Origin of the sequence: Arthrobacter sp. ZGTC131 (genome assembly GCF_002929275.1) — a bacterium.
Lineage (GTDB): Bacteria > Actinomycetota > Actinomycetes > Actinomycetales > Micrococcaceae > Arthrobacter.
The window spans coordinates 93,878-112,401 of record NZ_PJIK01000009.1; the positions used below are offsets into that span (position 1 = coordinate 93,878).

An 18,524-nucleotide genomic window follows, 5' to 3' on the forward strand; every position below is an offset into this window, starting at 1 on the left:
CGCCCCGCAAGGAGCGGGCGGGGCTTCTTTGCGCATCCATGCTCGTGCCGTTGCCGAAACGCCCCGGCCACACGTTCTCGCCCCAGGCCAGTTCTGAAAGCACCGTTTCACTGTTAGTGAACGTCCCTGTGATCCACGGCACATACGGTGTTGAATCGCAGCATGGCTTCCGATGACGCAGAGACCCTGCGCGAAAAACCAGCGACCCCCTTCCACGACCTCGACCACTACCTGGCCATCCCCCGCGTTAGTGGCCTGGCCCTCAGCCCGGACGGGCGGCGGCTGGTCACGACGGTCGCCACACTCAACAGCAAGGGCACGGAGTACGCCACCGCGCTCTGGGAGGTCGATCCCGCAGGGCAGAGGCAGGCCCGCCGCATCACCCGCAGCGCCAAGGGCGAGGCCGGTGCGGTGTTCGCGGCCAACGGAGACGTTTACTTCACGTCCGCCCGCCCCGATCCGGACAGCACAGGCGGCAAAGACCGTGACGATGACCCCGTGGCTGCTCTTTGGCTGTTGCCTGCCGACGGCGGGGAGGCCAGGGTGGTGCTGTCCAGGAGCGGCGGCGTGGAGAAGGTGATGGCGGCGCGGGACGCCGACGCGGCCTTCGTGGTTGCTTCGGTCCTTGCGGGCTCTACGGACGAAGACACCGACACCGAACGCCGCAAGAGCCGCAAGGACAACAAGGTGGCGGCCATCCTGCACAGCGAATACCCCGTCCGGTACTGGGACGCGGACCTCGGCCCCGCCCAGCCGCGGCTGTTCGCTGTGGAATCCGGGCCGGAGCGGGAACCCGGCAAGCCCGGCACGGTGGACGGCGCAGCGCGCCTGACGCTCAGAAACCTCACCCCGGCGGCGGGATCCAGGCTCCGTGAGGCCGAATCGGTTGTCAGTCCGGATGGGAAAACCATCTACACGAGCTTCGTCAAACCCCTGGCCAAGGCGGACCTGCGCTCTGTCCTCGTGGCGGTGGACGTCGCCACGGGCACGCAGCGCGTCCTCCTCGACCGCGAAGGGATGAGCTACTTCCCTGGGCCCGTCAGTCCGGACGGGAGGTTCCTGGCCGTCGTCAGCGAAAGTGACACCACGCCGCAGGAGGCCCCGCAGGTCAAGCTCCACCTTCTGGATGTTTCCGGCGAGACCGGCCTTGAGGACCTCATTCCCCTGGCTCACGAGTGGGACCGCTGGGCCCACCCGGAGGCCTGGCTCCCGGACGGCTCTGCTCTGTTGGTCACCGCGGACGACGACGGCGCCTCGCCGGTTTTCAGTGTCACCGCTGCGGCAGGAGCCGCCCGGGGGAGCGTCGCCCGGGTGACGCCGGACGCCGCGGCCTATACCGACGTCGTGGTTTCACCGGACGGCGCGAGCGCCTATGCGCTCCGCAGCTCCTACGAGTTTCCGCCAGAACCCGTGCGGATCGATCTCGCCACCGGGGACGTCAATAGATTGCCCTCGCCGGCTGAGCGCCCGCAGTTTGACGGTGCGCTGGAACGGGTGGAGACGACGGCGGCCGACGGCGCACGCGTTCCCGCCTACCTTGCGCTGCCCGCAGGGGCGTCGACGGACAGCCCGGCCCCGCTGCTGCTGTGGATCCACGGCGGTCCGCTGGGTTCCTGGAACGCGTGGACCTGGCGCTGGAACCCCTGGCTGCTGACCGCCAAGGGCTACGCGGTGCTGTTGCCGGACCCTGCACTGTCGACGGGCTACGGCCAGGCTCACATCCAGCGGGGTTGGGGCGGCTGGGGGAAGGCACCGTATACGGACCTGATGGCGATCACGGACTCCGTGGTGCAGCGGCCGGACATTGACGAAAGCCGGACGGCCGCGATGGGCGGATCTTTCGGCGGCTACATGGCCAACTGGGTGGCCGGGCAGACGGACCGGTTCAAGGCGATCGTGACGCACGCCAGCCTGTGGGCGCTGGACCAGTTCGGGCCCACCACCGACTCGTCCCAGTACTGGCTCAAGGAAATGACGGCGGAGATGGCGCTGGAGAACTCGCCGCACCTCCACGTGGAGAACATCAGGACGCCCATGCTGGTGATCCATGGGGACAAGGACTACCGGGTGCCCATCGGCGAAGGCCTGCGGCTCTGGTACGAACTTCTCTCCAAATCCCAGCTCGCCGCCGACGAGAACGGCCAGACCAGCCACCGGTTCCTGTTCTACCCGGACGAGAACCACTGGATCCTGCAGCCGCAGCACGCCAAGGTCTGGTACGGCGTAGTGGAGCACTTCCTCGCCAAGAACGTCCTAGGAAAGGACATCCCCGTCCCCGCCGAACTCGGTCTCTAAACCTGGTGCCGGTTCGACGCCTCGAGTCACCTCCGTCGTTTCCCGAGGCGCCGGCAAATGGCCGTCCGGCCGCTGCGGACGCGAGTCGGTCCGAGCGTGCGGTGAAGTGAGTCGGTCCGAGCTGGAGGCGAGTCCATGGGTCGGGCGAGCCGGGCGGGTCGGAGGTGGGTGGGGCGCCCGCCGTAAGATGGGGGCTGTGACTGACGCCTTCTCTATTCGCCCCGCCCGGACCAGCGACGTGGCCGCGATCAAACAACTCGTGGCGCCGTTGGCCGACCAGCGGATCCTGATGGCCAAGGAGACGGTGGCCTACTACGAGAGCCTGCAGGAGTTCCGGATCGCCGAGTCGGCCGACGGAGAGGTGATCGGCTGCGGCGCCCTTCATGTCATGTGGGAGGACCTCGCGGAGGTCCGCACGCTTGCCGCCTCGGATGCCTGGCGGGGGAAGGGCGTGGGCCATGTCCTCGTCGAGAGCCTCCTGGAGGAGGCCGCGGCACTCGGCGTCTCGCGGGTGTTCTGCCTGACGTTCGAGGTGGATTTCTTCAAGCGGCACGGCTTTGAAGTGATGGCCGACCAGTCGGCGCTGGACCCACAGGTGTACTCGGAACTGCTCCGCTCACATGACGAGGGAGTCGCCGAGTTCCTTGACCTTGCCCGGGTCAAGCCGAACACTCTCGGCAACACCCGCATGATCAAGACCCTCTAAGGTCTTCCGGCCGGCCGTCTGCCCTTCCGGATAGATGCTGCGGGTCTCGGGCCGCTGCCCGCGCCCCCAGTCCGGAAGGTGCACCCTCGGCAGGATCTTGGGGACCGCCAGCGCCGCGTACATCACCGTGTCCCACTGGAACCGATCAAGATCCGCTCAACGTTCCCTCAACCACATCTTTCCTTTCATACATTTGCTGGATAAACTTGCGGGAGTTTGGAAGGGACAGTCATTGGGGGCTGTCCCTTCCACTGTTTCGGGCACTGTTCCGGGGCCTGTTCCCGCCGGTATTCCCGCTGGTGATCGCGGGTTTCCGCACATAGCCGTAACCAGAGCTACCGAAGCCCGGGTCCCGGTAGTAGGGTCAAATCACATCCTGACCGATGTCCATGACGAAGCACCCAGAGCCCAGGAGCCCGGCCGTGAAAAAGCTCATTAATGACCCCCGCGCTGTGGTGGACGAATCCGTGGAAGGGTTTGGGCTCGCCCATGCCGACCTCGTGACCGTCAGCGCAGACCCGAAGTTCGTTACCCGCCGGGACGCCCCCGTGGCGGGAAAAGTAGGCCTGGTATCCGGCGGCGGCAGCGGGCACGAACCCCTGCACGCCGGCTTCGTGGGGCTGGGAATGCTCGACGCCGCGGTGCCCGGCGCCGTCTTCACGTCACCCACCCCGGACCAGATCATCCCTGCCACAATCGCCGTCAACTCCGGCGCGGGCGTGGTCCACATCGTCAAGAACTACACCGGCGACGTCCTCAATTTTGAGACGGCGGCCGAGATGGCGCAGGCGGAAGGTGTGGAGGTCCGCACGGTGCTGGTCAATGACGACGTTGCCGTGGAGGACTCGCTCTACACCGCCGGGCGCAGGGGCGTGGGCGGCACGGTCCTGGTCGAAAAGATTGCCGGCGCTGCTGCTGAGCGGGGCGACGACCTGGACGCCGTGGCGGCCATCGGGGACCGGGTGAACCAGAATGTGCGCACCATGGGTGTCGCGCTCTCAGCCTGCACTGTCCCGCATGCGGGTTCCCCGAGCTTCGACCTCGAGGAAGACGAGATCGAGATCGGCATTGGAATCCATGGTGAACCAGGGCGGCACCGGATCGCCATGGAAGGCGCCGACGCCATCACGGACCGTCTGCTGGAACCCGTGCTTGACGACCTCGGAGTCGCCTCCGGAGACAAGGTCCTGCTGTTCGTCAACGGCATGGGCGGAACTCCGCTGAGCGAGCTCTACATTGTCTACCGCCGCGCAGCGCAGGTCTTGGCGGACCGGGGAGCCACAGTGGAGCGTTCACTCGTCGGGAACTACATCACAGCCCTCGAGATGCAGGGCTGCTCCATTTCGGTGCTCCGGCTTGATGACGAACTGACTGCCCTCTGGGATGCCCCCGTCCACACCCCTGCCCTCCGCTGGGGCGTGTAGCCGTGGGGCTGGACGTTAACTGGGCCGTGAAGTGGCTGACGCTGTCTGCGCAGGCGATGGCGGAGCACCGGGTGTGGCTCATCGAACTGGACAGGGCCATCGGCGATTCGGATCACGGGGAGAACATGGACCGCGGCTTCCAGGCCGTTTTGGACAAGCTGGCTGAAAACCCGCCGGAAACCCCCGGGGCTGCGCTCAAGCTGACGGCCATGGCGCTGATGTCCAAGGTGGGCGGGGCGGCCGGTCCGCTCTACGGCACGGCGTTCCTGCGGGCCGGTACCGCACTCGGAGACGCGGCCTACATCGATGCTGCGGGGCTGGCTGCGGCGCTTGGCGCCGCCCGGGACGGGATCGTGGCCCGCGGCAAGGCTGAGTCCGGAGACAAGACCATGGTCGATGCGTGGACCCCCGCCGTCGAAGCCGCCGCCGCAGCGGCAGCCGACGGCGACACCCTTGCCGTGCTGATTGCCGCGGCCGAGGCCGCCGAGGCCGGGGCAGTGGCCACGGAGCCCCTAGTGGCACGCAAAGGCCGTGCCAGCTACCTTGGCGAGCGCAGCGCCGGCCACCGCGATCCCGGGGCGGCCTCGAGCGCCCTGATCCTCCGTGCCGCAGCGGGAGCCGCCGCGTGACAGTGCGGATTGTTGTGGTTTCGCACAGTCAAAAGATCGCCGACGGCGCTGTGGAACTGGCAGCGCAGATGGCGCCGGACGTGATGATGGTCCCGGCCGGTGGTACCTCGGACGGCCGGATCGGCACCAGCCTGGAAAAGGTGATGTCGGCCTTGGAACTCGCTGCCGGCGGCGAAGGCGTTGTGGTGCTCACGGACCTTGGCTCGGCCGTCATGACCGCTGAAGCGGCGCTGGAATTCGCGGAGGGGCCAGGCGCCGTGCTCCTCGCCGATGCGCCCATCGTGGAAGGCCTGGTGGCGGCCGCCGTGGCAGCCCAGGGCGGCGCCAGCGTGCATGCCGTTAAGCGGGCGGCCGAGGCAACCCACGGCTACCCTGCCTCGCGGCCGAAGGACGAGGAGCACGTTTCCTCGGCCGCGCACGTCGCCGCAGGGTCCGGCGCGCGCTCCGGCGGAACAACCCGCGCCGGTGGACAGCAGCCGGGACTTCCCGCTGTCCCGGACGCGACCGGCGACTTTGAGCTCGTCAACCTGGCCGGCATGCACGCGAGGCCCGCGGCGAAGATCGCCGGCGGCCTCGCCGCGCTCGATGCCGAGGTGACGGTGAACGGCGTTGACGGCGCCTCCATGACGGGGCTCATGACGCTGGGGGCTGGAAAGGGCTCGGTGCTGCATGTGGAAGCGTCCGGCCCGGACGCGGAACGCGCCGTGGCGTACGTGGCCGGCCTGGTGCAAGAGGGTTTCGGAGAGCCCTGAACCGCGACTTGGGAGCGGGCCGGCAACCTAGCGGACCAGTACCCTAGCGATCCTGGCGGAGGCTGGTCTCATCCAGTACTACCGAAGCGGAGACAAGTCGCCCGCACGGCTGGCCGAACGGGTAGTCGCCCCTCGGCGTGAAGCGCACTGTGCGCACCGGCAGGGGACTTCCGTCAATGGAGGTTCCCGAGGCCGTAACGTCCATGGGCGATTCGGTCAGGATATCCAGCACGAGCATTCCCCGCTTGGTCCCGTCCGGCGAGGCCGTAGCTGAGCACGGCATGTCCGGTCCGCGGCCGCCGTGCTCCGGAACAGCGGTCGGCGGAACGGCGGTCGGCGGAACGGCGGTCCCCGGAACGTCGGCGGGCGGAACACCGGCACCCGGAACAGCTGGCTCGGGAATGCCGGTCCCCGGAGCGCCTGGAACGCCTTGACCCGGAATGCCAGGTTTCGGAATGCCGGGCTCCGGAGCGTAGGGTACGCAGCCCAGGTCCACGGAAATGCTGCCCGGCACCAGCACCAGGTCAGACTCCCTACATACGCCCTCTTGGCATGCCTTCAGGTGAAGGGTCTGCACCGCCGGGGCGTAGCTGGCCGCCACCGTCACCGACACCCCTGATGCCTGGGCGATCGCCGGACACGCCACCTCGAATACATGGCATCCGGAGACAAGCGCCGTCGTCGCAAACGTGGCCAGAAGTACCCTTGCCTTGCCCATAACTTCAGGGTAGATCCGGCGCAATGGCGTGCGGACGCGTACAAGGAAGTGGTGCAGACATCGTTACGCCTGACACCGGAACGACTGCCGATTTGAGATCAAAACCCGGCCCAGTGGAATACAGTTTTCGGCTACGCCGGCAGCCTGTACCCGCCCTGATGCAGCTCGGCGAGGCCGTCCGCCAGCAGCCCGGCCAGTGCCCGCTCCAGCTGCTCCGGCGCGCAGTTCAGGCGGTGCAACGCGGCGAGCGGGACGCCGATCCCGGAGGCCCCGAAGCCGAGGTCCGCGGGCGCCTGCTGGAACATCTCCGCCGGCACCGGCCCGTCGGCCAGCCGCAGGACAGCCATCACGCCGCCGCGGACCTGGCGGTCAGTGCCGTGCCAGGCCTGGCCTTTGGGCGTGTACGACGGCGGCGGCTCGCCCGCCGCCAGCCACGCGCACCGTTCGCGCACCGGACACACGGCGCACTTCGGCGCACGCGCGGTGCAGACCAGCGCCCCCAGTTCCATGACCGAAGCGTTCCAGCGCACGGAACTGCCGACGTCGTCCGGCAGCAGTTCGCCGGCCAGCCGCATTTCCGCGGCCGTTAGCGCCGGAGCCGGCAGCGCGCTGCCGGAAAAGAGGCGTGCGTGGACGCGGCGGATATTGGTGTCCACCACAGTTTCACGCTGCCCGAAGGCAAAGGACGCGACGGCGGCCGCCGTGTAGCCGCCCACGCCCGGAAGGCTGAGCAGCTCGGCGTAGTCCCCGGGAACCTCGCCGCCGTGGTCCTGAACGATCGCAAGGGCAGCGCCGTGCAGCCGGAGGGCGCGCCGCGGGTAGCCCAGACGACCCCACGCGCGGACCGCTTCACCGGCCGGTTGGCCGGCAAGGGCTGCGGGTTCGGGCCAGCGCCGCAGCCACTCCTCCCAGACCGGGAGAACCCGCACCACGGGGGTCTGCTGGAGCATAACTTCGCTCACGAGCACACCCCACGGAGAGCAGTCGGGCGCCCTCCACGGCAAGTCCCTGGCTTCGGCCCCGAACCAGTTCTCCAGGGTCCGGTGGATCGCAGACAGCTCTACTTCTGCAGGGGCGCCCGCGGGCACAGCTGGATAATCGGTTGTGGTTTTGATGCCAACACTCTAGTAGAAATCCGCTGGTTCCATGCCGGCCGGTTTTTTGTCAGCTGGCTTCCTGCTGCATGTCCGGGCCCAATCCGTTGGACCGTGTTCCGTCGGGCCGTGCGGGCAGGCGTTTCACGTGGCCGTGAAGCGTCTCGCCTCCCCGGCCGTTGGCGGCCGGCACGGCAAGCGCCACCACAAAGCTGGCACCGTCCGGCTCCGCGCAGCGGATGGTCAGGCTCCGCGTCCCTTCGGGGATCGACGGAGCAAAGAACTGCAGCTGACGGGCGCCGACCGTGGCAACCTGATCAAGCCGGTACTCCGTGCCGAAGTGGTCGTGGATGGCAATTTCCGGGGTGCTGGGCTCGGAGCCGTTGGTTGAGGCAAGGTGCAGGTTGACCACGATGCCCGTGTCCCAGATCTCAACGGCGAGAACTGTGAACTCCGTTCCGTGGTTTTGATGCTTTCCAAAAGTCAGCGGCAGCAGGACGCGCTCAAGATGACCGACAGACACATGATTTTCCATCAGTGGTCCTCTCCTACTAGGCCCGGTAAGTGGTAACCGGAATTCAATTTTAGTAAGCCTGCTGACAGTTGTCACGGGAAATTGAGCAACGAATTGGACATGGCTGGTCCGGGGTCCGGCGTGGTGGGACTCCATAAACGCGGCCGTTCTCTAGCCTAGAAGGATGGGTAGGCAAGACGATCCGACATCCGGCGCGGGCCGGGGTCCGGCGCAGAAACCGGCGATGAAGAAGAAACCGGCCGCGAAGGCGCCAGCTGGAAAAAGCGCGGGAAAAAACACTGCTGGTCCGGGCCCCCGGACCGTGCGGAAGCCGAGCCCCGCCGTGTATCGCCGCCGCCGGCTGTTCGCCGGGGGAGCGCTGGTCCTGGTCCTGGGCCTGATCGCCGGCGGTGTCGCCACAGTGTCCGCCGCCGTCAGCGCCAAAACGGAGCAGGTGGCCTCCACCGAGGGCCGAGGCACGGCTCAGCCGACCGACAGCCAGGAGGCGCCGTCCGCGAGCCCCTCCGCCACGCCGTCGGCCTCGCCTGTCTGTGACCAAAAGCTGGTGACCGTCACCGCCGCCACCAACAAGGCTTCCTACGGCCCGGAGGAAAAGCCGGTGCTTACCCTGAAGGTCACGAACGGCGGGAAACTGCCGTGCAAGGTGAACATCGGGACGTCGCAGATGGAGTTCCTGGTCACCAGCGGCTCGGACCGGATCTTCTCGTCCGGTGACTGCCAGGCGTCCAGCAACGACCTCGTGAAGACCATCGCCCCCGGCAAGAGCGAGACGGCGAACTTCCCGTGGTCGCGCAGCCGCTCGGTGCAGGGCTGCGCGAAGATCTCCGAGGGGTCGGGTGCCGGCAGCGGATACTACGTGTTCATCGCCAAGCTCGGCGCCAAGGTCAGCCCCCCCGCGGTCTTCCAGCTGGGCTGACGCTTTCCGCCATTTGTTGCTCCCTAACTGCCCTTGTGGCGCCCAAAGGGCAGTTATGGAGCAGCCGCTGCGGGTTTAGAGGAAGCGGTCGAGGAGGCTGGCTTCCGCCATGCGGCTGAGGCCCTCGCGGACCGTGCGGGCGCGCTGGTCGCCGATGCCGTCCACGGTCATGAGATCGTCGATGCTCGCGGCCATGAGGTGCTGCAGCCCGCCGAAGTGGTCAACGAGCCGGTCCGCCACGGCCTTGGGGACGGCCTTCAGCCCGGACAGCAGGCGGTAGCCCCGCGGCTGAACCACGGCGTCGAGCGTGTCCACCCCGCCGGCGAATCCGATGATCCCGGCGATCTTGCCGAGGTCGATCAGCTCGGTGGGGCCCAGGCTGAGCAGGGCATTGACGGCACCGTCGATGTCCGCCCGGGACGCGTTAGGCCCGGCATAGTCACGGATGATGATGTCGCTGCCGGGCCCCCGGCCCACCGTGAGCTCGTCCAGCTGGAGGGACAGGAGCCTGCCGTCCTCGCCGAGCTCCAGCACGTACTGGGAGATCTCCTCCGAGATCCGGCGCACCATTTCCTGGCGCTGCAGCGTGACGGCGACGTCACGCACGGTGACCATCGCCTCGATTTCTAGGGCGGAGAGTGAACTGGTGACCTGGTCCAGCCGGGACCGGTAGCGTTCCAGCGTGGCGAGGGCCTGGTTGGCGCGGGCCAGGACCTTCTCGGATCCCTCCAGCACGTGCCGCAGCCCGTTTACGTAGAGGGCAATGATCTGCATGGACTGGCTCACCGAGATCACCGGGACGCCGGTCTGGATGGCGACGCGTTCCGCCGTCCTGTGGCGGGTGCCGGACTCCTGCGTTTCGATGCTCGAGTCCGGGACGAGCTGCACTGCGGCGCGGAGGATGTTCCCGGCGTCCTTGTCGCAGATGATGGCGCCGTCCATTTTGGCCAGTTCGCGCAGCCGCGTGGGGGAGAAGTCGATGCCGATGTCGAAGCCGCCGGAGCAGATCGACTCGATGGTCCTGTCCGATCCCAGCACAATCAATGCGCCGGTGCGTCCGCGGAGAATGCGTTCCAGGCCGTCCCGCAGCGGGGTTCCCGGGGCCACCCTCCCCAAAGTCGCTTTCAGCGATTCTTCAGGGCTGCGAGCCATAGACATTCCCTTCAAAGGTGCAGGGCGGGCCTGCAGGTATGCCGGTTTTCACGTGTGAGCCGGCAGGATCAAAAGTACTCGGTTTCCCGCAAGCACCATCCTAGACGTAGATTACCGCAACAACCGCACGGACAAGCCTCAAAGTGCCCCGTCGGAGGACTGCGGAAAAGCCCTCCGGAGCGCGTTCGACGGCGGCCGGCGGTCGGGCACTTTTGGCCCGCCTTCCGCACGGTTTCCGGGCCTGCGATAAACTTGAAGCCTTGGCTGGCTGGTCCCCGCCGCCACCTGGCAGCTGAATTCTCCTAAGCCTCAGATTTTTCAGGGCTTCTGACCTTTCAGTCCTCCCGCATATATTTCCGAAACCAGGATCCTCCGCGGATCGCAGCGAAAGTAGCACCGTGTCCCAAGAAGTCCTCAGCCCCGCCCGAGTCCATGAGATTCACAAGCAGGCGGGCCGACGCCGGACGTTCGCTGTCATCTCACACCCGGACGCCGGCAAGTCCACGCTCACCGAGGCCCTCGCCCTGCACGCCAAGGTCATCGGCACGGCGGGAGCCTCCAGCGGAAAGGCCAACCGCAAGGAGACAGTCTCGGACTGGATGCAGATGGAAAAGGACCGCGGCATCTCCATCAGCTCCGCGGCGCTGCAGTTCTCCTACCGCGACACCGTGATCAACCTGCTGGACACCCCGGGCCACGCGGACTTCTCGGAGGACACCTACCGGGTGCTGGCCGCCGTCGACTGCGCAGTGATGCTGGTGGATGCGGCGAAGGGCCTGGAAACGCAGACCATGAAGCTCTTCGAGGTCTGCAAGCAGCGGAACCTGCCCATCATCACCGTCATCAACAAATGGGACCGCCCGGGCCTTGACCCACTGGCGCTCATGGACGAAATCACCGAACGCACCGGGCTCCAGCCCATGCCGCTGACCTGGGCTGTGGGCATCTCGGGCGACTTCCGCGGCGTGTGGGACCTGCGCAACGACCGGTTCGCCCGGTTCCAGCGCAACAACGCCGGCGCGAACATCGCCCTTACCGAGTACTTCACCCCCGAGCAAGCGGCGGAGAGCCAGGGTGACGACTGGTCCAACGCCGTCGACGAAGCCGGACTGGTCATCGAATCCAACCTCGAGTTCGACGTCGACGCGTTCCACTCCGGCAAGGCCACCCCCATCCTGTTCAGTTCCGCGGCGCTGAACTTCGGCGTCAAGGAAATCCTTGACGCATTGGTCGACTTCGCTCCGCCCGCCGCGCCGCGCCCCGACGTAGACGGCCAGCCGCGGGCCGTCGACTCCCCGTTCGCGGGGTTCGTCTTCAAGGTCCAGGCCGGCATGAACAAGGCCCACCGCGACCACGTCGCCTTCATCCGCGTTTGCTCCGGCGTGTTCGAACGCGGCATGGTGGTGACGCAGACGCGCACCGGAAAGTCCTTCGCCACGAAGTATGCCCAGCAGGTTTTCGGCCGGGAACGCGAAGTCATCGACGAAGCCTTCCCCGGCGACGTCGTGGGCCTGGTCAACGCGTCCTCGCTACGGGTGGGGGACAGCCTCTTCCTCGAGGAACCCGTGGAGTTCCCGGCCATCCCGCTGTTCGCTCCCGAGCACTTCCAGGTGGCCCGTTCCAAGGACCCCAGCCGCTTCAAGCAGTTCCGCCGCGGCATCGAGCAGCTCGAGCACGAAGGCGTCATCCAGGTGCTGCGCTCCGACGTCCGCGGTGACCAGGCGCCGGTGCTTGCCGCCGTCGGCCCCATGCAGTTCGAAGTGGTGGAGGACCGCATGGCGCACGACTTCAGCGCACCCATGCGGCTGGAACGCCTCCCGTATTCCATGGCAAGAATTTCGACGGCGGATGCCATGCCCGCGCTGGCCAACGTGATCGGCGCGGAGGTGCTGCTCCGGTCCGACGGCGAATACCTCGCCCTGTTCAACGACGTCTGGGCGCTGCGCCGCATTGAGAAGAACCATCCGGACCTCACGCTCGTGCCGATCGGAACCCACAACCCCGCAAAGTAGCCGCTCCGGCCATCCGCGGGCCCCATGGATCCGAATACTCCATGGAACCCCGGGGTTGTCCGGTCCTACGGGCCGCACCGGTTTCCGGTCGGCCGAGCGGTGCCGAATTGTTCAACGCCGGGCATCAGGTCCGGTTACTGGAAGCAAGGTGTGCCATGTCTGCAGTTTCATCCCGGGCCGTCGTTACCGGCATGGGCTCGCTCAACCCCCTCGGCGCCACGGTTCCGGAGACCTGGACGGCGATGCTGGCCGGGCGCTCGGGCATCGCCGCGCTGTCCGAGGACTGGGCGCAGGCCCTGCCGGTGCGGATGGCGGGACGCGTCACCGCCGATCTTGCGTCCCTGCTGAGCACCCGCGAGCTCAAGCGGATGGACCGCTGCGGGCAGCTCGCGCTCGTTGCTGCCCGTGAGGCCTGGGCCCAGGCAGGAACCCCCGACGTTGACCCCGATCGGCTCGCCGTGGTGATCGGTTCCGGCTACGGGGGACTGGACACCACCCTCGCCCAGACCCGGGAGCTGGACACCAGCGGCCCGCGAAAGGTCTCGCCGCACACCCTGACCCGGATCATGGTCAACGGCCCGTCGGCCTGGGTCTCCATCGACCTCGGCGCCCGCGGCGGGGCACGGACGCCCGTCAGCGCCTGCGCGTCCGGCGCCGAAGCGATCGCCCAGGGTGCCGAAATGATCCGGTCCGGAGCGGCCGACGTCGTCATTGCCGGAGGTGTTGATGCGTGCGTCAACGACCTCATCATCAGCGGCTTCGCGCAGATCAGGGCCCTTTCCACCCGCAACGACGACCCGCGAGGGGCCTCGCGTCCGTTTGACCGGGACCGCGACGGCTTCGTCATCGCCGAAGGCGCCGGGATCCTGGTGCTGGAGAGCGAGGACCACGCCAGGGCGCGCGGCGCGGAAGTCCTCGGCGCGATAGCGGGCGGCGCCGTGACCTCCGACGCCAGTGACATCGTGGCCGCGGACCCGGACATGCAACGGCGGGTCATGGAGAAGGCGCTCGCGTCGGCGGATCTGAACGGGGCGGATATCGGGTTTGTGCACGCCCACGCCACGTCCACTCCGGTGGGCGACCGGCTGGAGGCGCAGGCCATCAAGGCCGTGATCGGCACCGCGGTGCCGGTGACGTCCACGAAGTCGCTCACCGGGCACCTGCTCGGCGGTGCCGGCGCGCTGGGCGCGATCGCCACACTCCAGGCACTCAGGACCGGCGACCTTCCGGGCACCTACAACGTGGACAACATGGACCCCGAGGTGGGCCTCAACGTCATCACCGGTACCGTCAGCGGCAGCACTGCGGCGGCGGGCATCGTTAACGCGTTCGGCTTCGGCGGGCACAGCGTGGCGCTGGTGGTAGTGGCTTCCTAGGCCACAGCCCGCGTCCCGCCCCGACCAGCTCAGTTCTTGCGCGGTGTGCGCGTCCGGATGAGAGCGGCGGTCCCGGCGGCAAGGCCGAGAAGGCCGGCCCCCAGCCCGGCGATTCCGAAGGTGTTGTCCGGAGCAGCTGCCACGGGCGTGGTTGCTGATGCCGCTGTTGTGTCAGGAGAGGTCGCATCCGCTGCCGTGGTGTCCGCTGTCTTCGTGTGAGGGCTCGCCGGACCGGCGCTCTCGCCGTGGCTGTGCTCATCGGCGGCAGCGGTGGTGACGAAGGCAGGAACCGGGTGCTTGGGCTCGGCCTGGCCGGTGGCCTCGGGCTCATTCCAGTTCACTACCGTTCCGTCGGAGTAGGTCTGCGCCGCCGGCAGCGCCACCGTGGTGCCGGCCGCAGGGAGCCGGCCGACGGATATCGAGAACGTCTGATACTCATGCTGTCCAAGCTCATGTGCCTTGTCTGCCGTCCAGCTGACGGAGGACGCGGCCTTGGTGATCGTCGCGCCGTTGACGGTGACGGGAGCCGGAAGCTTGGCTTCCGTGACCTTCGCCGTCCAGCCGTCAATGGGCTTGACCGACACCGACGTGAACGGAGTGCCGGTGGGCAGCGTGACAACGAGTTTGGTGGTCTTGGCAGTCTCGGACTCGTTGGGGACCTTGAAGGTCAGCTGGGAGAAACCGCCGGCGGAGGTCGAGGCAGGGTCCACACTGACGTGGGCGGAGGCTGCACCGGCGCCCAAGGCCATGAGGCCGGCTGCGGTGGCCAGGATAGCGGCGGATTTCAGCGTGCGTGAAGTCGGGATGTTCATGATGAAGGCCTTTCGCGTGCACTGCCGCACCCATGGCGGCGGACGGTGCTTGGGGGTGGGGGACGCTGAGTTCCGTGCACCGCCCCGGGGACCGGACAGGCTCTCCGGGCATGCCGCAGTCAGGGCATGGTGCACGGGCGGAACGCAGCGGGAGGCCCGCGAAGGCTGTCATGGCGAAGGTTCAGCCGCGCCGACGGCACGGATGACCGGTGGGCTGCCGCCGGTTCATAGCCGGCGGGAACGCTGCTGGCAGGCCGCGGAAGGCGCACGAGCGGGCGAAGCCAGGCCAGCAGCCGCCACAGTGCCTCTTCACCCTGCTGGAGCAGCCAGGCTGTGGACACCAGCGCGAGGAGATGGCCGGCCGTCATGTCGGGTGCCGCGGCTTCCACTCCGGCGTGAAGGGAGGCGGCGGGGTCGGTTCCGAAGCATCCGGCGCCGCCTGGGACCGGCCTGTGGTGCGGGAGCGGCCCGGCCAGCGACGGCGCGCATCGGGCTCCGGGGGACAGGGACGTGAAGGCGGTGTGCAGGATAAGCTGCGCTGCTCCCAGCACGCCCAGCAATGTCAGGAGGGACAGCGGCCGGCTGGCGAGCCAGGCCACCGGCGCCAAGAGGAGCACCGTCAGCACGGCTGTGACTGCCGGTCCGGGCAGCGCCCCGCCGCCGAGCACATGGCCCGCGCTGGCCAGGGACATGGCCATGGCAGTGATGAGCGCGGCGCGGAAAAGGCGCAGTGAGTTCCGAAGATCCATCTGTGCCTCCCCTCGGAGCGCAGGCTGCTGTGACATGCCGACGCTAGGCACGGCAGCGTGGGAAAACCTTGTTCCCGGGAGGGCGGCCCGACAGGAAGGCCGCCCCGGACGGGTGGGCCGCGCGTCATCATCGCCCACCGGAGACGGGGCGCACGGGCAGGACAGTAGAATTGAGCCACCGCCAGAACTGTGCCACCGCTAGAACCATGCCACCGCCAGACTCGGGCTGGCGCTGCTCGAACAGCTGATCTTCCGGAAAGGACCGCCGATGCTGCCTCGCGCCTCATTCCGGCTTTTCCGCACCGCCCTGATCGGGTCTATCGTCATCGGATTCGCGGCCGGCGGGCACCTTGCCGTCGGCGGCCATCTGCCGGAGCCTGCGATCCTCGCTGCAGTCTGTGCCGTGTCCATGATCCCGGTGGCAGCCCTAACGCGGTTCCGGCTCTCGTTCTCCGCGCTAACGGGTCTGCTCGGTGCCGGGCAGCTCTGGCTTCACTGGGCGTTCGGAGCGCTGCAGGCCGCCTCGCCTACGACGGCGCCCCAGCCGCTGATGGCGGGCCATGCCCGGCACTCCGGGACGGTACTGGCTGCGGAGGCTTTCGCCGGTGCATCACCGGCCCACGTGTCCGCCTCGGACGGCCTCATGTTTGCAGCGCACGCCTTGGCCACGCTGGCCACGGCAGTGATCATGGCTCGCGGAGAACGGGCGCTCGGGGTCCTGGCCTCCTGGCTGCGTCCCCTGGTCCGATGGCCCGAACCCGTCGGCATCGTTCCGGCACGTGTCCCCGGTCCCTGCGCTGTGCCGGCAATCCTCCCGCAGGCCGGCCCAGGGCTGCGCTTGCCGGCCCTGCGGGGCCCGCCCGCGTTGGCGATGGCCGCCTAGAGGGTCCCTTCACATGAGGACAGGGACCGAAGGCCGCCCATAGCTGCTTTCCTGCGCCGGCCACGCTGCGGGCGTGTTCCTGATGATTTTTCCTATTGTGAAAGGCACCCCTGCCATGCATAGCTTCCTTCGCCGTACCCTCAAGACCGCAGCCGCCGCCTCAATGACCGCAGGGCTTCTCGCCGCCGGTGCCGCGGCCGCTTCCGCGCACGTCACGGTCGATCCTTCCAAGACGGCCGAGGGCGGATTCACCAAGCTGACCTTCAGCGTCCCGAATGAATCCGAAACCGCCAAGACCAACCGGCTTGAGGTGAAACTTCCCACCGGCACCCCTCTGACGACGGTCTCGGTCAAGCCGATCGACGGCTGGAAGGCGCTGGTTGTCACCACCGCACTGCCCAAGCCTGTGGAGATTGACGGGGCTACTGTGACCAAGGCTCCCACCAGCGTGATCTGGACCGCCGACACCGCCCACCAGATCGGTCAGAACGAATTCCAGACCTTCACCATCTCGGTCGGCCGGCTGCCGGCTGCCGGCACAACAGTGACGCTGCCTGCCGCCCAGGGCTACACCGACGGAACCACTGTCAACTGGGCTGACACGGACGACGCCGGGCACGATCACGCCGCAGCGTCCGCGTCCCCGTCCCCGTCCGCGTCGGCGCCTGCGACTGCGGAAAAAGAGCACCACCCGGCTCCCGCCTTCATCACCACGGCAGCCGAAGCCACTGCAGCTGAAACCTCGACGACGGACGCGGCGCCGGCCGCTTCAACGGCCCCGGCCGCGTCACGCGGCGGTGAAACGGCCGGCTGGTTCGGGCTCTTAGCGGGCGTGCTTGGCCTCGCCGCCGGCGCCACCGCGCTGATCCGCACCCGAGCGCCGAAGAACTAGCCCGGGCCGCCCACGGGCGACCAGCAACAGCAGTGGCGCGCGCCGGCAGTCCGGCCCCGGGTGACCAGCAACAGCAGTGCCCCGCGTCGACGATCCGGCGCGGGGCACTTGGCGTTGCTGCCAGACCGCGGCCTTCAGGCAGGACAGCGGCAAGGCCACCGGGCCCGGCGGCGCGCCGCTAGCTGATCAGGAGAGTCAGGGCCTCGGCCAGGTGGCCGACTTCCCGCACCGAGAAGCCTGCCGGCACAGGGCCAGGGCCGTTGTGGCTGGCGGGAACTACGGCGTGCGTGAAGCCCAGCCGGTGCGCCTCCTGGATGCGCTGGTTGATGCCGGGCACGGGCCGGACCTCGCCGGCCAGCCCCACCTCGCCGAACGCAATGAGCCGCTGCGGAAGAGGTTTCTTGGCCTTGGCGGACGCAACGGCCAGCGCCACGGCCAGATCTGTGGCCGGCTCGCTGAGCTTCACGCCGCCCACGGTGGCCACGTAGGAGTCGTCCTTGTGCAGCAGGCAGCCCGCCCGCTGCTGGAGTACGGCAAGCAGCATGGCCACGCGCGAACTGTCCAAGCCGCTGGTGGCCCGGCGCGGCTGCGAGTTGGGGCTTTCGGCCAGGAGCGACTGCACCTCGGCCAGCAGGGGGCGCCGTCCCTCCATGGTCACCGTGATGCATGTGCCGGACACGGGATCCTTGGTGCGGGTGACGAACAGCCCGCTGGGGTCCGCCAGGCCCTCAATGCCGTCCTCGTTGAGGTCGAAGCAGCCGACGTCGTCCGTGGGACCGTAACGGTTCTTGACCGCACGCAGCAGCCGGAGGCGTGAGTGGCGCTCGCCCTCGAACTGGCACACCACATCCACGAGGTGTTCCAGCAGGCGCGGCCCGGCGATGGATCCGTCCTTCGTCACGTGCCCCACCAGCAGCGTGGTCATGTTGCGGCGCTTGGCGGCCGCGATGATGGAGGCCGCCACCTCGCGCACCTGGGAAACACCGCCCGAGCTGCCCTCCACGTCCGCGCTGCTCAGCGTCTGCACGGAGTCCACCACGAGCAGCTTCGGTTCCACCTTCTCCACCTGGCCCAGGGCCTGGCCAAGGTCGGTCTCCGCGGACAGATACAGCGTGTCCGCGAGGGCGTCGATCCGCTCGGCCCGCAGCTTCACCTGCGCCGCGGATTCCTCGCCCGTGACGTACAGGACACTCTGGCCCGTCCGGGCAAACTTGGCGGCCACGTCCAGCAGCAGCGTGGACTTGCCGACGCCAGGCTCACCGGCCAGGAGGATCACCGCGCCGGGCACCACGCCGCCGCCGAGTACGCGGTCCAGCTCGTCTACGCCCGTGGGCAGGAAGGCGGCGGTGGTGGCGTCCACCTCCGCGATGGGGCGGGCGGGCTCCAAAACGGTGGTGGCCGCCGTCGTACGGGCCACCGCGGCGCCGGTTTCCTCAACGGTTCCCCACGCCTGGCACTCGCCGCAGCGCCCCACCCATTTCACCGTGGTCCAGCCGCATTCCGCGCACTTATAGCCCGGTGTCTTGGACGCCCGGGAAGTCTTTGTAGCCATTGCTCCACACTATCCGGCAGGCGTGAC

Annotated in this window: 17 protein-coding genes; 10 read left to right on the top strand and 7 right to left on the bottom strand. The window is 68.2% G+C overall.

Annotated features, from left to right (window positions below; translation table 11 throughout):
* Window positions 1–162 precede the first annotated feature (162 nt).
* The 5 genes from CXQ90_RS12790 (at window position 163) to dhaM (ending at window position 5,806) form a co-directional block, all read left to right on the top strand.
* Window positions 163–2,295 (top strand): prolyl oligopeptidase family serine peptidase, encoded by a 2,133-nt coding sequence (locus tag CXQ90_RS12790; RefSeq protein WP_181038550.1) that lies wholly within the window; start codon window positions 163–165, stop codon window positions 2,293–2,295.
* A 196-nt stretch (window positions 2,296–2,491) separates the two neighbouring features.
* Window positions 2,492–3,001: an amino-acid N-acetyltransferase gene (locus CXQ90_RS12795; RefSeq protein WP_104139622.1), complete on the top strand. Its 510-nt coding sequence runs from the start codon at window positions 2,492–2,494 to the stop codon at window positions 2,999–3,001.
* A 422-nt stretch (window positions 3,002–3,423) separates the two neighbouring features.
* Window positions 3,424–4,425 carry a dihydroxyacetone kinase subunit DhaK gene (dhaK, locus tag CXQ90_RS12800; protein WP_104139623.1) on the top strand — a complete coding sequence of 334 codons (1,002 nt, stop codon included), beginning with the start codon at window positions 3,424–3,426 and terminating at the stop codon, window positions 4,423–4,425.
* Window positions 4,426–4,427: 2 nt separating this feature from the next.
* Entirely contained in the window at window positions 4,428–5,054 is a 627-nt protein-coding gene (gene dhaL / locus CXQ90_RS12805) for a dihydroxyacetone kinase subunit DhaL (protein WP_104139625.1), read from the top strand.
* Window positions 5,051–5,806: a dihydroxyacetone kinase phosphoryl donor subunit DhaM gene (gene dhaM, locus CXQ90_RS12810; protein WP_104139626.1), complete on the top strand. Its 756-nt coding sequence runs from the start codon at window positions 5,051–5,053 to the stop codon at window positions 5,804–5,806. Before dhaL ends, dhaM begins: the two co-directional genes overlap by 4 nt.
* Before the next feature lie 43 nt (window positions 5,807–5,849).
* Here dhaM and CXQ90_RS23170 read toward each other — a convergent pair whose 3' ends face one another.
* The 3 genes from CXQ90_RS23170 to CXQ90_RS12825 all read right to left on the bottom strand — a co-directional run bounded on the left by CXQ90_RS23170 (window position 5,850) and on the right by CXQ90_RS12825 (window position 8,153).
* Entirely contained in the window at window positions 5,850–6,524 is a 675-nt protein-coding gene (locus tag CXQ90_RS23170) for a hypothetical protein (RefSeq protein WP_181038551.1), read from the bottom strand.
* 131 nt (window positions 6,525–6,655) lie between these two features.
* Window positions 6,656–7,492 carry an A/G-specific adenine glycosylase gene (locus CXQ90_RS12820; RefSeq protein ID WP_258064525.1) on the bottom strand — a complete coding sequence of 279 codons (837 nt, stop codon included), beginning with the start codon at window positions 7,490–7,492 and terminating at the stop codon, window positions 6,656–6,658.
* 196 nt (window positions 7,493–7,688) lie between these two features.
* Complete coding sequence (locus CXQ90_RS12825) at window positions 7,689–8,153, bottom strand: hypothetical protein (RefSeq protein WP_104139629.1); 465 nt, start codon at window positions 8,151–8,153, stop codon at window positions 7,689–7,691.
* A 223-nt stretch (window positions 8,154–8,376) separates the two neighbouring features.
* Between CXQ90_RS12825 and CXQ90_RS12830 the strand changes: the two genes are divergently transcribed.
* The gene (locus CXQ90_RS12830; protein WP_258064520.1) at window positions 8,377–9,069 is read left to right on the top strand and encodes a hypothetical protein; all 693 of its coding nucleotides are present in this window, start codon (window positions 8,377–8,379) and stop codon (window positions 9,067–9,069) included.
* Window positions 9,070–9,144: 75 nt separating this feature from the next.
* On the opposite strand, the gene disA is transcribed toward CXQ90_RS12830, so the two are convergent.
* Window positions 9,145–10,221 (bottom strand): DNA integrity scanning diadenylate cyclase DisA, encoded by a 1,077-nt coding sequence (gene disA, locus CXQ90_RS12835; protein ID WP_104139632.1) that lies wholly within the window; start codon window positions 10,219–10,221, stop codon window positions 9,145–9,147.
* A gap of 398 nt (window positions 10,222–10,619) precedes the next feature.
* Here disA and CXQ90_RS12840 point away from each other — a divergent pair, with 398 nt between their 5' ends.
* Together CXQ90_RS12840 and CXQ90_RS12845 are read left to right on the top strand one after the other, a co-directional pair.
* Window positions 10,620–12,233: a peptide chain release factor 3 gene (locus CXQ90_RS12840; RefSeq protein WP_104139634.1), complete on the top strand. Its 1,614-nt coding sequence runs from the start codon at window positions 10,620–10,622 to the stop codon at window positions 12,231–12,233.
* A 155-nt stretch (window positions 12,234–12,388) separates the two neighbouring features.
* Window positions 12,389–13,609: a beta-ketoacyl synthase gene (locus tag CXQ90_RS12845; RefSeq protein ID WP_104139635.1), complete on the top strand. Its 1,221-nt coding sequence runs from the start codon at window positions 12,389–12,391 to the stop codon at window positions 13,607–13,609.
* A gap of 29 nt (window positions 13,610–13,638) precedes the next feature.
* Here CXQ90_RS12845 and CXQ90_RS12850 read toward each other — a convergent pair whose 3' ends face one another.
* Both CXQ90_RS12850 and CXQ90_RS12855 read right to left on the bottom strand, forming a co-directional pair.
* On the bottom strand, window positions 13,639–14,421 hold the full coding sequence (locus CXQ90_RS12850; protein ID WP_104139637.1) for a YcnI family protein: 783 nt from the start codon (window positions 14,419–14,421) through the stop codon (window positions 13,639–13,641).
* 119 nt (window positions 14,422–14,540) lie between these two features.
* Window positions 14,541–15,170, bottom strand: a complete 630-nt coding sequence (locus tag CXQ90_RS12855) for a hypothetical protein (RefSeq protein WP_104139638.1) — start codon at window positions 15,168–15,170, stop codon at window positions 14,541–14,543.
* Window positions 15,171–15,438: 268 nt separating this feature from the next.
* On the opposite strand from CXQ90_RS12855, the gene CXQ90_RS12860 reads away from it, so the two are divergent.
* Both CXQ90_RS12860 and CXQ90_RS12865 read left to right on the top strand, forming a co-directional pair.
* Window positions 15,439–16,053 carry a hypothetical protein gene (locus tag CXQ90_RS12860; RefSeq protein WP_104139640.1) on the top strand — a complete coding sequence of 205 codons (615 nt, stop codon included), beginning with the start codon at window positions 15,439–15,441 and terminating at the stop codon, window positions 16,051–16,053.
* A gap of 115 nt (window positions 16,054–16,168) precedes the next feature.
* On the top strand, window positions 16,169–16,945 hold the full coding sequence (locus CXQ90_RS12865; protein WP_104139641.1) for a YcnI family protein: 777 nt from the start codon (window positions 16,169–16,171) through the stop codon (window positions 16,943–16,945).
* A 178-nt stretch (window positions 16,946–17,123) separates the two neighbouring features.
* Here the strand turns inward: CXQ90_RS12865 and radA are convergent, their stop codons facing one another.
* Window positions 17,124–18,497: a DNA repair protein RadA gene (radA, locus tag CXQ90_RS12870; protein WP_104139643.1), complete on the bottom strand. Its 1,374-nt coding sequence runs from the start codon at window positions 18,495–18,497 to the stop codon at window positions 17,124–17,126.
* Between the last annotated feature and the right edge of the window lie 27 nt (window positions 18,498–18,524).

Bases quoted from the DNA above. Each gene is read 5' to 3' on its own strand.
- CXQ90_RS23170 (WP_181038551.1), bottom strand. From the start codon at position 6,524: ATGGGCAAGGCAAGGGTACTTCTGGCCACGTTTGCGACGACGGCGCTT.
- CXQ90_RS12845 (WP_104139635.1), top strand. From the start codon at position 12,389: ATGTCTGCAGTTTCATCCCGGGCCGTCGTTACCGGCATGGGCTCGCTC.
- CXQ90_RS12830 (WP_258064520.1), top strand. From the start codon at position 8,377: ATGAAGAAGAAACCGGCCGCGAAGGCGCCAGCTGGAAAAAGCGCGGGA.
- CXQ90_RS12860 (WP_104139640.1), top strand. From the start codon at position 15,439: ATGCTGCCTCGCGCCTCATTCCGGCTTTTCCGCACCGCCCTGATCGGG.
- radA (WP_104139643.1), bottom strand. From the start codon at position 18,497: ATGGCTACAAAGACTTCCCGGGCGTCCAAGACACCGGGCTATAAGTGC.
- CXQ90_RS12825 (WP_104139629.1), bottom strand. From the start codon at position 8,153: ATGGAAAATCATGTGTCTGTCGGTCATCTTGAGCGCGTCCTGCTGCCG.
- CXQ90_RS12790 (WP_181038550.1), top strand. From the start codon at position 163: ATGGCTTCCGATGACGCAGAGACCCTGCGCGAAAAACCAGCGACCCCC.
- CXQ90_RS12855 (WP_104139638.1), bottom strand. From the start codon at position 15,170: ATGGATCTTCGGAACTCACTGCGCCTTTTCCGCGCCGCGCTCATCACT.
- disA (WP_104139632.1), bottom strand. From the start codon at position 10,221: ATGGCTCGCAGCCCTGAAGAATCGCTGAAAGCGACTTTGGGGAGGGTG.
- CXQ90_RS12865 (WP_104139641.1), top strand. From the start codon at position 16,169: ATGCATAGCTTCCTTCGCCGTACCCTCAAGACCGCAGCCGCCGCCTCA.
- CXQ90_RS12850 (WP_104139637.1), bottom strand. From the start codon at position 14,421: ATGAACATCCCGACTTCACGCACGCTGAAATCCGCCGCTATCCTGGCC.